General features: G+C 46.9%; 16 protein-coding genes. 14 read left to right on the top strand and 2 right to left on the bottom strand.

Annotation, left to right across the window (positions count from 1 at the left end):
* The first annotated feature begins 5 nt into the window (after window positions 1-5).
* From EKM83_RS02620 to EKM83_RS02590, 7 genes are all read left to right on the top strand, one after another.
* Window positions 6-281 carry a EutN/CcmL family microcompartment protein gene (locus EKM83_RS02620; protein ID WP_125575089.1) on the top strand — a complete coding sequence of 92 codons (276 nt, stop codon included), beginning with the start codon at window positions 6-8 and terminating at the stop codon, window positions 279-281.
* 32 nt (window positions 282-313) lie between these two features.
* Window positions 314-1,450 carry an ethanolamine utilization protein EutH gene (gene eutH, locus EKM83_RS02615; protein ID WP_125575088.1) on the top strand — a complete coding sequence of 379 codons (1,137 nt, stop codon included), beginning with the start codon at window positions 314-316 and terminating at the stop codon, window positions 1,448-1,450.
* Window positions 1,440-1,883, top strand: coding sequence for a cupin domain-containing protein (locus EKM83_RS02610; protein ID WP_125575087.1), 444 nt, complete (start codon window positions 1,440-1,442; stop codon window positions 1,881-1,883). Before eutH ends, EKM83_RS02610 begins: the two co-directional genes overlap by 11 nt.
* Window positions 1,884-1,959: 76 nt before the next feature.
* Complete coding sequence (locus EKM83_RS02605) at window positions 1,960-2,283, top strand: BMC domain-containing protein (protein WP_318531772.1); 324 nt, start codon at window positions 1,960-1,962, stop codon at window positions 2,281-2,283.
* Between the two features lie 63 nt (window positions 2,284-2,346).
* Entirely contained in the window at window positions 2,347-3,195 is an 849-nt protein-coding gene (gene eutJ, locus EKM83_RS02600) for an ethanolamine utilization protein EutJ (protein ID WP_125575085.1), read from the top strand.
* Window positions 3,196-3,220: 25 nt separating this feature from the next.
* A complete protein-coding gene (locus EKM83_RS02595) occupies window positions 3,221-3,667 on the top strand; it encodes a EutP/PduV family microcompartment system protein (RefSeq protein ID WP_125575084.1) in 447 nt (148 codons plus the stop codon).
* 27 nt (window positions 3,668-3,694) lie between these two features.
* Window positions 3,695-4,483, top strand: a complete 789-nt coding sequence (locus EKM83_RS02590; protein WP_125575083.1) for a tyrosine-protein phosphatase — start codon at window positions 3,695-3,697, stop codon at window positions 4,481-4,483.
* Window positions 4,484-4,523: 40 nt separating this feature from the next.
* Here EKM83_RS02590 and EKM83_RS02585 read toward each other — a convergent pair whose 3' ends face one another.
* Window positions 4,524-5,612, bottom strand: coding sequence for a helix-turn-helix domain-containing protein (locus tag EKM83_RS02585; protein ID WP_125575082.1), 1,089 nt, complete (start codon window positions 5,610-5,612; stop codon window positions 4,524-4,526).
* 268 nt (window positions 5,613-5,880) lie between these two features.
* Between EKM83_RS02585 and EKM83_RS02580 the strand changes: the two genes are divergently transcribed.
* From EKM83_RS02580 to EKM83_RS02570, 3 genes are all read left to right on the top strand, one after another.
* Entirely contained in the window at window positions 5,881-6,144 is a 264-nt protein-coding gene (locus tag EKM83_RS02580; protein ID WP_191987393.1) for a EutN/CcmL family microcompartment protein, read from the top strand.
* A 24-nt stretch (window positions 6,145-6,168) separates the two neighbouring features.
* Entirely contained in the window at window positions 6,169-7,236 is a 1,068-nt protein-coding gene (locus EKM83_RS02575) for an oxidoreductase (RefSeq protein ID WP_125575080.1), read from the top strand.
* Between the two features lie 441 nt (window positions 7,237-7,677).
* Window positions 7,678-8,382 carry an MIP/aquaporin family protein gene (locus EKM83_RS02570; protein ID WP_125575079.1) on the top strand — a complete coding sequence of 235 codons (705 nt, stop codon included), beginning with the start codon at window positions 7,678-7,680 and terminating at the stop codon, window positions 8,380-8,382.
* A gap of 112 nt (window positions 8,383-8,494) precedes the next feature.
* Here the strand turns inward: EKM83_RS02570 and EKM83_RS02565 are convergent, their stop codons facing one another.
* Window positions 8,495-9,556: a helix-turn-helix domain-containing protein gene (locus tag EKM83_RS02565; RefSeq protein ID WP_125575078.1), complete on the bottom strand. Its 1,062-nt coding sequence runs from the start codon at window positions 9,554-9,556 to the stop codon at window positions 8,495-8,497.
* 294 nt (window positions 9,557-9,850) lie between these two features.
* On the opposite strand from EKM83_RS02565, the gene EKM83_RS02560 reads away from it, so the two are divergent.
* Genes EKM83_RS02560 through EKM83_RS02545 form a run of 4 tightly spaced genes read left to right on the top strand, consistent with a single transcriptional unit; the run spans window position 9,851 to window position 13,389 of the window.
* Window positions 9,851-10,144 (top strand): BMC domain-containing protein, encoded by a 294-nt coding sequence (locus EKM83_RS02560; RefSeq protein WP_125575077.1) that lies wholly within the window; start codon window positions 9,851-9,853, stop codon window positions 10,142-10,144.
* An 18-nt stretch (window positions 10,145-10,162) separates the two neighbouring features.
* The gene (gene pduB / locus EKM83_RS02555; RefSeq protein WP_125575076.1) at window positions 10,163-10,990 is read left to right on the top strand and encodes a propanediol utilization microcompartment protein PduB; all 828 of its coding nucleotides are present in this window, start codon (window positions 10,163-10,165) and stop codon (window positions 10,988-10,990) included.
* Window positions 10,991-11,008: 18 nt separating this feature from the next.
* Window positions 11,009-12,685, top strand: a complete 1,677-nt coding sequence (locus EKM83_RS02550) for a propanediol/glycerol family dehydratase large subunit (protein ID WP_125575075.1) — start codon at window positions 11,009-11,011, stop codon at window positions 12,683-12,685.
* 23 nt (window positions 12,686-12,708) lie between these two features.
* Window positions 12,709-13,389: a propanediol/glycerol family dehydratase medium subunit gene (locus EKM83_RS02545; protein WP_125575074.1), complete on the top strand. Its 681-nt coding sequence runs from the start codon at window positions 12,709-12,711 to the stop codon at window positions 13,387-13,389.
* Window positions 13,390-13,395: the final 6 nt, after the last annotated feature.

The raw sequence follows: 13,395 nt of genomic DNA, 5'->3' as shown, positions 1-13,395 counted from the left end.
ACGAGATGGTCGTCGGTGAAGTAGTTGGTAATTTATGGTCAACCAAGAAAGTCGAGTCACTTTCGGGAGCTCGGTTTTTACTAGTCAATGTTACTGATAAGCGAACTGATAACCAGCCTTGGCAGACTCGGCAAATTGTCGCGCGTGACATGGTCGGTGCTGGTTTTGGTGAACAAGTTTTGGTGGTTGAGGGGTCAGGTGCTCGGGTCGTAGATCAGGGTACACCAGTTCCAATCGACGCCACCATTGTCGGTATTATTGATTCGATTGATGAACAGTAACGTTTTTCATTTAGAAGGGAGGCAGTTCAGTTATGGGAATTAATGAAATTATTATGTATATTATGGTGTTCTTTATGGCTTTAGGGGCACTGGATAAGATGATTGGCAATAAGTTTGGTTTAGGTGCCAAATTTGAAGAGGGGATTATGGCCATGGGATCCTTGGCCATGTCCATGGTCGGGATTATCATTCTGGCCCCCATCTTGGCAAAGATTTTATCGCCAGTGATTGTGCCATTGTATCGGGCCTTAGGTGCCGATCCATCCATGTTTGCTACGAGCTTGATTGCAATTGATATGGGTGGTTTCCAGTTAGCTAAGCAAATGGCGCTGGATCCTCAAGCAGGGTTATTTGCTGGGGTCATTCTTGGCTCAATGATGGGGCCAACTATCGTGTTCTCCATTCCAGTAGCCTTAGGAATTATCGACAAGAAAGATCACCGTTTCTTAGCCACCGGGGTACTTTCAGGAATGGTAACGATTCCAATCGGCTGTTTTGTTGGTGGATTAATGATGGGGATGCCAATCGTTTCCGTCTTGAAGAACATCGTGCCAATTATCTTATTTGCCGTTTTAATTGCTTTGGGGCTTTGGTTCAAGCCTGAAGGAATGATTAAAGGGTTCTCTGTGTTCGGTCAAGCCATTATTATCATTGGAACCTTTGGGTTAGCACTCGGGGCGATTCAATCGATGGTTGGTGTGACCTTGATTCCGGGTATCGCTAACGTTCGTGGTGGTATCCAAGTCGTTGGTAGTATCGCCATGACACTGGCTGGTGCCTTCACCCTGGTTTACGTGATTACAAAGGTCTTCCGCAAGCCACTGATGAAGTTAGGACAAGCAATGGGCATGAACGAGACGGCTGCTGCTGGATTAGTAGCAACGCTTGCCAATAATATTCCAATGTTCGAAATGATGAAGGACATGGACGACCGGGGCAAGATCATTAACGTGGCCTTCGCGGTATCCGCAGCCTTTGTCTTCGGAGACCATTTGGGCTTTACGGCCGGAGTGGCGAAGGAAATGATTTTCCCAATGATTGTCAGCAAATTAGTTGCCGGGATTACCGCTATCTTTGTGGCGATGTTCATGGCTAACCGGGTTTTGGGAAAGCAAAAGAAGACTGAAGAAAAACTAGAAGAAGGGAACGTGGCAGTAAATGAACATTGATCGCGCACAGATTGAAGAAATCGTTCGGAAAATTGTGACGGAAAAGCTGAGTGTTAAAAAGACGATTACTCCGGATGGGTTAGTTGCAATTGATTTACCAGCTTGGGATGTTTCCGAGGATGATCGAATGGACACGGGAAACCCCACGGATCAAGTTTATACCAAGGACTTCTTTGATTTGAAGGAAAGCCCACGGTTAGGGGCTGGTTTGATGGTCATGAAGAATAGTACGTTTGACTGGACCTTGAACTATGACGAAGTGGATTACGTTATTGATGGTACCCTGAGTGTTATCGGTAAGAATGGGACGGCAACAGCTAATGCTGGCCAAATCATTCTGATTCCTAAAGGAAGTAAGATCAAGTTCTCCGTACCTGATGCCGCCCGCTTCATCTACATTACTTATCCGGCCGATTGGGAAAATCAAGCTTAGGTCGTAACTTAATAGAAAGGAGGCTAATGCCATGAGTCTGACGAACACCAGTGAACACCGGACAGAACCAGAACGGATGATTCAAGAATACGTGCCTGGCAAGCAGATTACCTTGGCCCACGTTATCGCCAATCCTGACAAGGATGTTTTTAAAAAGTTGGGGTTAGACGACAACAACTCAGCCTTGGGTATCCTAACGATTACGCCCAGCGAGGCGTCGATTATTGCCAGTGATATTGCGACCAAGTCTGGGAGCGTTGATCTCGGTTTCATCGATCGATTTAGTGGATCGGTCGTACTGTGTGGGGAAGTGTCAGAGGTTGAGGCTTCCTTGGAACAAGTGGTCGGTCAGTTGAAGACAATCTTGGACTTCTCAGTCTGCAAGATCACTCGTACTTGATGAGGAGACTTGCTGGATGTATCCATGATAGCGAAAAACTTACGATAAAGTCGAGGAGAGAATATGGTGACAAAACAAGCATTAGATTTGGCCGTGGTCAATCAACAGCTACAACAATTTGCCGAGGTCGTGAACACTGATCACCCAACTCGCCCAGTAGAACCGCAAGAACGGTTACGAGTTGGTGTTGATCTCGGGACGTCATCGATTGTATTGACGGTCCTGGATGAAGACAATCAGCCCTTGTACGGCGCGTTTGAATATGATCACGCGGTTCGAGACGGCATCGTAGTGAACTTCATGGAGTCCGTACAGATTTTGAAACGGTTGAAAGCTAAGGCTGAAGCAGCACTCGGCACGATGCTAACGACTGCTTGTGGGGCAATCCCACCAGGAACTGGTGAGAGTGCTTCCAAAATCGTCAGCAATGTGATTGAAGCTGCTGAATTGGAATGTCGTCACGTGGTTGATGAGCCCACGGCAGCTGCCTCATTTCTGCAGATGAAGACGGGGACGGTGGTCGATATTGGTGGGGGAACCACTGGTATCAGTATCTTTAACCGTGGTAAGTTGGTGGAAGTGTTGGATGAAGCTACTGGTGGTTTTCACATGACGTTGGTTTTAGCTGGTTATCATCATATTCCGGCGGACGAGGCTGAGTTGATCAAACGAGATCCACAGCGGGAAAGTGAAGTGTTTTCAATCATTCGACCAGTTGTGGATAAGATGGCAACAATCGCTCGCGACACGGGGACAACACCTGTTAAGGAACCTGTGATTGTGGTTGGTGGGGCAATTAATTTCAAGGACTTTGTCAAAGCTTTCAGCAAAACGCTGAAGTTGCCAGCCTACAAACCGGCGTTTCCACAATATGTCACGCCACTAGGTATTGCGATGTATGATCACGACTAGCAAGCTGGAAAGGAGTGGAATCAAGATGAAGAAACCGATATTTATTGGCGCTGTCGCTTGTGGGAAGACCACTCTTTGTCAACGACTGTTGGGACAAGCCATCGCTTACAAGAAAACACAGGTAGTTGAGTTCTATAAGCATAATCGCATGATTGATACGCCAGGAGAATTCATGGAGCACCGGGAATATTACAGTGCACTGACCGTGACGGCTGTAGATGCGGATGTCATTGTTCTCGTCCAGAGTGTGACAGATCACCGGCAGACATTTTCGCCGGGATTTGGGAGCATGTTTCCCAAAGATAAGATTGGTATTGTGACCAAGATTGACCTGGCTGAAGATCCAGCAGATATTGACTGGGCAGTCGATCAGTTGAAGGCGGCGGGTGCCAGCCAGATATTCTGTGTGTCGGCGAAGACTAATACGGGGATGACGGCTATTACAGATTATCTGGAAATCACGGAAGCATAGTGGGACTGTTGTGAAGGAGGGAAAGAGATGGCACGGCAACGCGTGATTCCCGTCACGGGTGGTATGAATTTTCGCGACTTAGGTGGTTACACGACCGCGGATGGCCGTACCGTGAAATGGCAAAAGCTATTCCGAGCCGGTCATCTCTCAGCATTGACCCTTGCAGATCAGCAGTTACTCTTGAATCAAGGCGTGACCGTGGACATTGATTTTCGCTCAACAGCGGAATTGGCACAATTTCCGGACCGGTTACCCAATGGGATTTGCTTCAAGCATCTACCTGTGTTTGATGATGACGAAACGGAAAGTACGGGGACGGCGGTTACTCTTCAACAACAGTACGCCCGTAATGCTCAGGGTGGTTACCAACAAATGCGCCATGTTTATCGACGGTTAGCAACCATGGCTCAACCACAACAGGCTTACCGACAATTTTTCCAGTACTTATTGGCGCAAGGTGAGCAGGAAGGCATTTTGTTTCATTGTTCAGCTGGTAAGGATCGTACTGGCTTCGGGGCAGTCCTACTACTCTCAGCGTTAGGCGTGACGCCAGAACAAATTTTGGCGGATTATCTACTGACCAATGATTTGTCACAAGCGCGAGTGGCAGCCAGAATTCAGGCAGCTAAACGGGCAGATATGAATGCCAACTTTCTGCAGTCAATCCATGACTTGTCCATTGTCACCGAAGATTACCTGTACCAAGCGCTAACCCAGATTGTGCAGACGGCTGGCGGTATGTCAGCGTACCTGCATGATGTGATTGGCTTAACGGATGGTGAGATTCAACGGTTACGGGAGATTTATCTGACGTAAACAAAAGGTCCCGGCCAAATTATTGGCGGGACCTTTTGGCCTAGTGCGCATAGTTCATGTAGACCCATTGAACCACTGACTTATCTTGCACCCGGACCTCATCAACAGATTGTAAAAGTTGTTGGCCATCGACGGTGAATACCCAGCCACGGGTACCAGCCGAATCGGTTAGGTCACCAATCTGAGTGACGTAGGTCGTGCCGTCGTCAGTGTCTGAACGGTACGTGATTCCTCGGTGCTTGAAGTAGGCCCGCGTCACGTCATAGACGGAGTCGGTGGCCTGCCAGTCAAGATCTCGAGGAATCGTGTAGACCTTTTGAATGGCGTGGTTATGCTGCCGGAATTCTGATGGGGTCAAATGCGTTTTTCGTTTGAATATTTTCGTGAAGTAACTAGTTTGAGCGAATCCCAATTGTGTTGAGATTTGGTTGATGGGGATAAAAGTAAGGGCTAGCCGCTCCTGCGCTAACGCAATCTTTTGGTTGTTAACGTATTCAACAAAACTGACATGTAGGTACTTTTTGAATAGCCGGCTCAAATAAGAGGGCGACAGGTAAGCTGCCTCTGCCACCTCATGTAGAGACAATGATTGTTGCACGTGTTGACGAATGTAGGCGACGGCTAGTTTGATACTTTGGTAAGCATCATCACTGCTGATTGGTTGGCCGTTGATCATGGTAGTTGCCAGGTCATCGGTTGCTAAGGACTCTGATGGGCCATTGTGGGGGAACATCAGGCTGTTGAAGTAGTTCAATTGCTTGATTTGATTAGGCTTGAGTGGTTCCCAGACCTGAATAGGCACGTCCGCCTGGGGGAAAGTCTGATGAAGCACATCCGTGAGGTAGGTTCGAGCCAATTCCAAACGCTTTTGCGACACACTATTCGCGTCACACAGCATCAATCCCCAGAGTTGATTTCCCCAACTGATGGGGAATAGCGCGAAGCTAGTTAGGTCCTCGTTGGCCAAGTTACTTTGGATGGCGGAGTCGTTTAGAAAAACCAGGTTGTTCTTAAGTAAAATTCCATTGAAGCCATAGCACAAAGTTTTAATTTGGGTAAGACTGGTGAACTTGGCTAGAGCTTGCGCCAAGTCATGGTAATTTTCTTGAGTTGGTGAAAAACTAGACATAAAAGACCCTCCTCGAAAAAGTGGATGAGTCCCCATTGACTCAATGATGTATCCGTTAACATCTAACCAAATTGTAACGAAAAAGTAGCATTATTTCAAGATTCAACAAAATAGCACTGGTATTTTCTTGCAGTTGCTGGCAAAAAAATACTAATTAATGAGATTGGTTTCAATGAGCGCTAGATTCTGAAAACGGTTTACACTGCGGTATAATAGGGAATCGTGACTGTTGATAGCAAAAATAAGTGAGGATTGATGACTTGTGTATATGGCAAAAGTAGTGGGTAGCGTAGTGGCTACAGCAAAGGATCCCTCTTTGGTGGGGCGCAAATTAATGATTGTTCAACCCATTGATTCCAATGGTGAAGCAGTGCGGCACGAGGAAGTCGCTGCTGACGCAATTGGTGCGGGAATTGGGGAGTACGTCTTGCTAGTACGAGGGGCGGGCGCTCGCCAGGTTCATCAAGATCCCGGTATTCGAGATGTAAATGATTGCGCAATTGTAGGAATTATTGACCGGTTTGATAACTAAGTTTTAGGAAGGTTGAGGGATGTCATGGGTGAATTTCAGTATGAGCGACCGTATACGTTTGCCAATGGGCTTCGCCTGCGCAATGGGTTTTGTCTGGCACCGTTAGATTTACGGACCTCGTTGTTTGATGGCGCTGTGAGTCAAAATGATTGCACATTTTATCAGCAACATACAGGCCAAGTCGGTTTGAGTATTGTGGGCTCGTTGTACGTTGCGCCAGCGGGGAGCACCGTGACTGGTTCGATGAGTATCGCGGATGATCAGCAGATTGCCGGACTGAAGCAGTTAGCTGCGGCCATTCATCAGCAAGGATCACGAGCCGTCGTCCAGTTGGTTCATGCCGGACGAATGACGAATCACTTTGCTACGAATGGTGCGCCAGTCGTTGGTCCGAGTGCAATTCGCGGGACCCATGGCCAAGTCGACCAACCCCAAGCCCTGACCACAGCCCAAATCGATACAATCGTTGCCGACTTTGGTGCGGCAACTCAGCGGGCAATTGCGGCGGGGTTTGATGGTGTCGAGATTCATGGTGCCAATAGCTTTTTGCTTCAACAATTTATGTCGCCATTATCCAATCAGCGTCAAGATGATTATGGTGGTAGTTTGGTCAATCGCATGTATTTTCCAATGCGAGTCGCACAACGGGTGTTAACTGTCGCTACCCGAGCACAGCGGCCCTTCGTGGTGGGCTACCGCATCTCTCCCGAAGAAATTGAAGCGGGAGGCCTGAGCTTGGCGGACAATCTCGTGTTAATCCGCGCATTATCGCACCTGCCATTGAGCTACCTAAGCTTGTCGTTACGCGATTATGCCCAACCCGCGGTGACGCTAGCAACGCAACGACCAGTGGCTGAATTGGTGAAACGGTTCGCGCCACAACTCCCATTAATGATTGCCGGAGGAATCCGAACGCATGCGGATGTTGCCCGAGTAGCTGATCTCGGCGCCGACTTAGCCGCTGTGGGTCAGCAAATGATCGTTGATCCTGCGTGGCCGAAAAAGTTCCGCCAGCCTGAAACTTTGAAAGGAAAGGCGGATTGGACAGCCACAACTCTAGGAATTCCCGAAAGTATTTACCGTTATTTGTAAGCGAAGAAAGCAGGGGTCTGGGACAAAACATCCCAGACCCCCTTTTATGCCAACTTTAAATGGCCGAAACGTGCGCCAAAAGGCAGCCGGTTCCGCTTGAAACTGATAACTGAAGGTTGAAAGATGAAAATCAGCTAGAAGTATTGTCACCACGCGACTCGTGACGTAAAAAATAGTCGTTTACAGCTTCGTAGTTTGAGCTGGCCACCTACCGTCCGCCAACTATGGGTTGGAACGCGGTGGGCGGACCGCAATTACGGGTCACTAGAATTTGTTAAGCACACTAACTTTCAAGCGATACTCTTAAATTTGACAAAAATGGTGTTTTTTAGCCGTTTCTTCTTGCTCAAAAGTTAACAGCACAAAATTTTGCAGTTATTTCTTGCTAAGATGAAATTACCAATGAGAATTGGTAATACTTAGAAAAGGCGGGTGTCGATTTTGAATGGATTTATAGGCGAGTTTTTTGGAACCATGATCCTGATTCTCCTCGGTGCTGGGACTGGTGCGGGGCTGAACTTGAATAAGTCTTACGCAAAAGGATCCAGTTGGCTGTTCGTATGTACTTCCTGGGGTTTGGCGGTTACCATGGGGGTCTACGTTGCCGGTGCGCTAGGTTCAGATGGTCATTTGAACCCAGCCGTAACGATTCCGTTTGCCCTGTTTGGTCTTTTTCCTTGGTCACAGGTTTTGCCATATTTACTGGGCCAATTCCTTGGAGCATTCGTAGGGGCAGCAATTGTGATTCTGCAATTTGCACCACACTTCAAAGCCAGCAAGGGTGAAGCGGAAGGCAATACCGTGGGGATCTTTGCAACGCGGCCAGCTATCAAATCACCATTCTATAACTTTATCTCTGAAACCGTAGCCACCTTTGGGTTTGTCTTTATTCTCTTGAACCTAGGTGACTTTACCCAAGGCTTGAAGCCATTTATCGTGGGGACTTTGATCTTAGTCATTGGTACTGGATTAGGGACGACCACCGGGTTCGCCATCAACCCAGCTCGTGACTGGGGTCCACGGTTGGCGTACACGATTTTACCAGTACCAAATGGCGGTAGTGGTGAATGGTGGTATGCTTGGGTACCAATGTGCGGTCCATTACTGGGCGGTATTATCGCGGCAGCTATCAAAGTAGCGCTGTGACCGGTCCTATCCGTTAAATGAAAAGAGGAACCAGCTTTTCGTGAAACAACCACAAACGAAATCCCATACCAGTTGACGAGCATGCGTCACTGATATGGGATTTTTTATTGATTTAAAATCTGGTGGTGTAGAGCCATTGAATCACTGCAGTATCGGTGTCAATGACAGCATCGGCCGGATGGGTAGACTGTTGGCAGTCAACGGTAAAGACCCAGCCGCGTGACCCAGAATCAGTCAGATTACCGATTTGGTTGACGTAAGGAGCACCGTCAGCGGATTGGATAGCAAAGTCGGCTTTTATTTTTTTAAAGTAACGCCGAGAAATATCGAAAATGGTATCATCTTCTCGCCAGCTCAGGTCTCGCGGGATAGTATGTACTTTTTGTACGACGTAGTGATTGCGTCGGTAGGCCAACGGCGACATGCCCGTCGCTTTCTTGAAGGCCTTGGAGAAGTAGCTATTGCGTGAATACCCTACTTGCCGGGAGATCACGCTGACCTTGTTGCGGGTCGTCATTAAGTATTTACAGGCCAGTGCGACCTTCTGGTAATTCACATAATCAATAAAATTGATGTGCATATATTTTTTAAAGATACGGCTTAGGTAAGAGGGGGAGAGGAAAACGTTTTGTGACAAGGATTCCAGTGAGATTGGTGTCCGAATGTTATTTTGAACATATGTCAGAATCTTGTCGATGTTGGAGGGCCCGCCGGCGGACCGTTGTGGCTGTTTGATGGCCACCGACGGGGTGATTCGGGCGAGGGTTGGTTTGAACAACATGGCGAATTGACGCATTTGTGAAATGTTTTGGGCACTCAACGGGTTCAAAATTTCAATGTGGGCATTAATCAATTCCCCCAACGTACTGTTGGCAATGCTTTCAATATAAGTCTTCGACAGGTTAACGCGCTCCTGGGAAGCACTGGTCGCATCGCAAATAACGAAACCGATAATATTATCTTTCGCAATTACGGGGAAAAGCGTAATGGTGGCAGAATCTTTTAGGTCCAAATTGTGTTGAATGTCACTTAAACCGTGGTAAATGTTACCATCTTTCAATAAAGTGTCACTAAAATCATAAAATGACGTGTCAATTTGACTGATTTTCGAGAACACTTGGATTGATTCTGATAACTCGGTGTAGTCAATTTTGTCGGGAACACTAATGGGCATAGTGATTTTCCTTCCTGTCAGCAAATAAAAATATAGATGCCGTTAATAGATTCTCATTTATTGTTAATTTTAAAGGTGTCGACAAGAAAAATCAAGAGAGCGCTTACATTTTTGCGCAATTCTTGTCATTTTTGAAAAAATTGCGGTTAAGGTCTCAATTTTTGCTCTGCTTGTGATTTATCCCTCAAAATAATAAACTCGAACTTCTTTATAATGAAAGTGTTTTCAAAGACAACAAGCCACGTCCGTTAAGCTGAGGTGGCTTGATTCTATATTTTTGGGAGGTATCACCTTATGGAACAAGAAGCATTAGGAATGATTGAAACACAAGGTTTAGTGGCTTCAATCGAAGCGGCCGATGCCATGGTCAAGGCGGCCAATGTATCCTTGGTTGGCCAAGAAAAGATTGGTCATGGATTAGTAACGGTGATGGTTCGTGGTGATGTTGGAGCGGTTAAGGCTTCTGTTGATGCTGGAGTTTCCGCTGCAGAAAATATTGGCGACGTAGTTTCTAACTATGTCATTCCTCGTCCACATACGGATGTCGAAAAGCTCTTGCCAAAAACTGCAGCTGACTCTGCCAAATAAGATTAGTGGTTGATAGAGATGACAGAAAATAAAGATGTGATTCAAAAAGTTGTCCAAGAACTATTGAAACGTGGAATCAATATTGATCCTAAGGAAGCTATGAGTTCGTTGGGAGGAAAGAAAATGGAAACCAAGGACCTTTTAAACTCAACGAGTGTGGTTCCTGAATTTGTGGGCACTCGGGAGATTGGTGACACCATTGGTATGGTTATTCCAAGTGTTGATCCGCTATTGCTTGACCAGTTACACGTATCCAAGAAATACCCAGTCTTAGGCATTTTGAGTGCACGTTCAGGTGCGGGTCCACATATCATGGCCATTGATGAAGCCGTTAAGCAAACGAATACTGAAGTCGTAGACATTGAATTACCACGGGATACTAAGGGTGGCGCTGGCCACGGTTCCTTGATCATCGTGGGTGGCGAAGATCCATCAGATGCTCGCCAAGCCATCAACGTGGCCTTGGATAATTTGAGCAGAACGTTCGGCGACGTTTACAACTCAGCTGCCGGACACTTGGAATTCCAGTTCACGGCTCGGGCATCAGGTGCTTGCAACTTTGCCTTCGGTGCGCCTGAAGGTAAAGCATACGGCCTGATTTGTGGTGCGCCAGCTGGTATTGGTGTCGTTATGGCAGATACCGCTGTCAAAACAGCATCAGTCAATGTCTTATCATTCGCATCGCCAAAGCACGGAACGAGCTTCTCAAACGAAGGTATGGTTCACATCAGTGGTGAATCCGGTGCCGTTCGGCAAGCTGTTATGGCCGGCCGTGAAGTTGGGTTGAAGCTGTTATCCGAATTGGGCGACAAGCCTGTTAACGATTTTCCATCTTACATTAAGTAGTTGGGAGGAGGATTTTAATTGAAACGGCAAAAACGATTTGAAAAACTTGAAAAGCGTCCAGTACATTTGGACGGATTTGTTAAGGAATGGGACGATGAAGGTCTTGTTGCGATGCACAGCAAGAATGACCCGGCCCCAAGTCTCAAAGTTGAAAACGGTGTGATTACTGAATTAGATGGTAAGAAGCGCGAAGACTTTGATTTGATTGATCAATACATTGCGGAATATGGGATTAACATCAAGAACGCTGAAAAGGCGAACGCGATGTCTTCTAAGTCCATTGCCAAGATGCTGATTGATCCAAACGTTTCTCGTTCCGAAGTCATCAAAGTTACGACGGCCTTAACGCCAGCCAAGGCTTCAGATGTCATCAATCAATTAAACTTTGCGGAAATGATCATGGCGGTTCAAAAGATGCGGCCACGGCGGACACCATTTACGCAAGCTCACATTACCAACACGTTGGACAACCCAGCAGAAATTGCTGCTGATGGTGCCGAAGCTGCTTTGCGGGGCTTCCCAGAACTTGAAACCACCACGGCGGTTGCCCGTTATGCCCCACTGAACGCGATCTCCTTAATGGTTGGTGCACAAGCCGGTCGTCCTGGGGTTATCACGCAATGTTCCGTTGAAGAAGCGGTTGAATTAGGATTAGGGATGCGGGGCTTCACTGCGTATGCCGAAACGATTTCCGTTTACGGGACCGATAAAGTCTTTACCGATGGTGATGATACGCCATGGTCTAAAGGATTCTTAGCATCTTGCTACGCTTCACGTGGTTTGAAGATGCGGTTCAGTTCCGGTTCTGGTTCTGAAGTACTTATGGGGTACACGGAAGGCAAGTCCATGTTATACCTGGAATCTCGTTGCATTTACATCACCAAGGCGTCAGGTGTTCAAGGCCTGCAAAATGGTAGTGTTAGTTGTATCGGTATTCCTAGTGCGGTACCAAGTGGGTTACGTGAAGTGCTTGGTGAAAACTTGATGTGCATGATGATGGATCTTGAATGTGCTTCCAGTAACGACCAAACCTTCTCTCACTCCGATATTCGTCGGACTGAACGGATGTTGGGTCAATTCATTGCTGGGACTGACTACATTTCTTCCGGTTATGCCGGTGAGGAAAACTCTGATAACACCTTCGCTGGATCTAACATGGATGTCTTGGATTACGATGATTACGAATCTATGGAACGTGACTTGGCTGTCAATGGTGGGATTTTACCAATCACTGAACAACAATCAATCAAGATTCGGAATAAGGCTGCTAAGGCCATTCAAGCTGTCTTTGATGGCTTAGGTTTGCCAGAAATCACCGATGAAGAAGTCGAAGCGGCTACTTATGGTAGTACTTCAGATGATATGCCAAAGCGTGATATGACTCAGGATATCAAGGCTGCACAAGACTTGATGGATCGTGGCGTCACGGTATCTGACATTATCAAGGCCTTGGATGACCATGACTTAGACGACACTGCCCAAGCGGTCTTCAAGTTAGCCCAACAAAAGATTTGTGGGGACTACCTGCAGACGTCTGCTATCTTTGACAAGGATTGGAATTGCATTTCCGCTGTTAATGATAACAACGATTACATGGGTCCTGGAACTGGTTACCGTGTCTGGGAAGATGAAGATCAATGGAACAAGATCAAGAATATCCCATGGGCATTGGATCCACAAAAAGTTGACTTCTAGCATCAGGTAAGGAGGTAAGTTCAGTGAGTCAGGAAATTGATGAGACGTTACTCAAGAATATCATTCGTGATGTTTTGGGTGAAATGAAGAGCGCTGATACCCCGATTTCGTTTAAAGGCGGGGCAGTTGCAACGGACGGTCCAAGTCAAGAGAACAGTGTTGATTGGTTCAAATCAACTGGTGTTGCTAAACCAGGACGGTCCAAGGATGAAGTTGTTATTGCGGTGGGACCAGCATTTGCCACAGTGATGACACAAACGATTATCAAGCAATCACACAAGGATGTCTTGCGGCAATTGATTGCCGGCATCGAAGAAGAAGGATTGAAAGCCCGGGTCATTAAGGTTTACCGGACGTCAGATGTTTCCTTCATCTCGGCTGAAGCGGATAAATTATCTGGTTCTGGGATCGCGATTGCCGTTCAATCTAAAGGGACGACCATTATTCACCAAAAGGATCAAGATCCACTGAATAACTTGGAACTCTTCCCACAAGCACCAGTATTGACCTTAGATACGTTCCGGGCCATCGGGAAGAACGCGGCGCAATACGCCAAGGGCATGTCCCCAAGTCCTGTACCAACGGTCAACGACCAAATGGCACGGCCACGGTACCAGGCGCTGGCAGCCTTAATGCACATTAAAGAAACGAAGCAGGTTGTTGTTGGTAAGCCTGCCGAAGAGATCGACGTAAACTTTAATTAACAAGTA

The organism is Levilactobacillus angrenensis (assembly GCF_003946085.1).
Taxonomy (GTDB): Bacteria; Bacillota; Bacilli; order Lactobacillales; family Lactobacillaceae; genus Levilactobacillus; species Levilactobacillus angrenensis.
The sequence above is the reverse complement of the archived record's forward strand: the minus strand, read 5'-3'. Positions and strand labels throughout refer to the sequence as shown.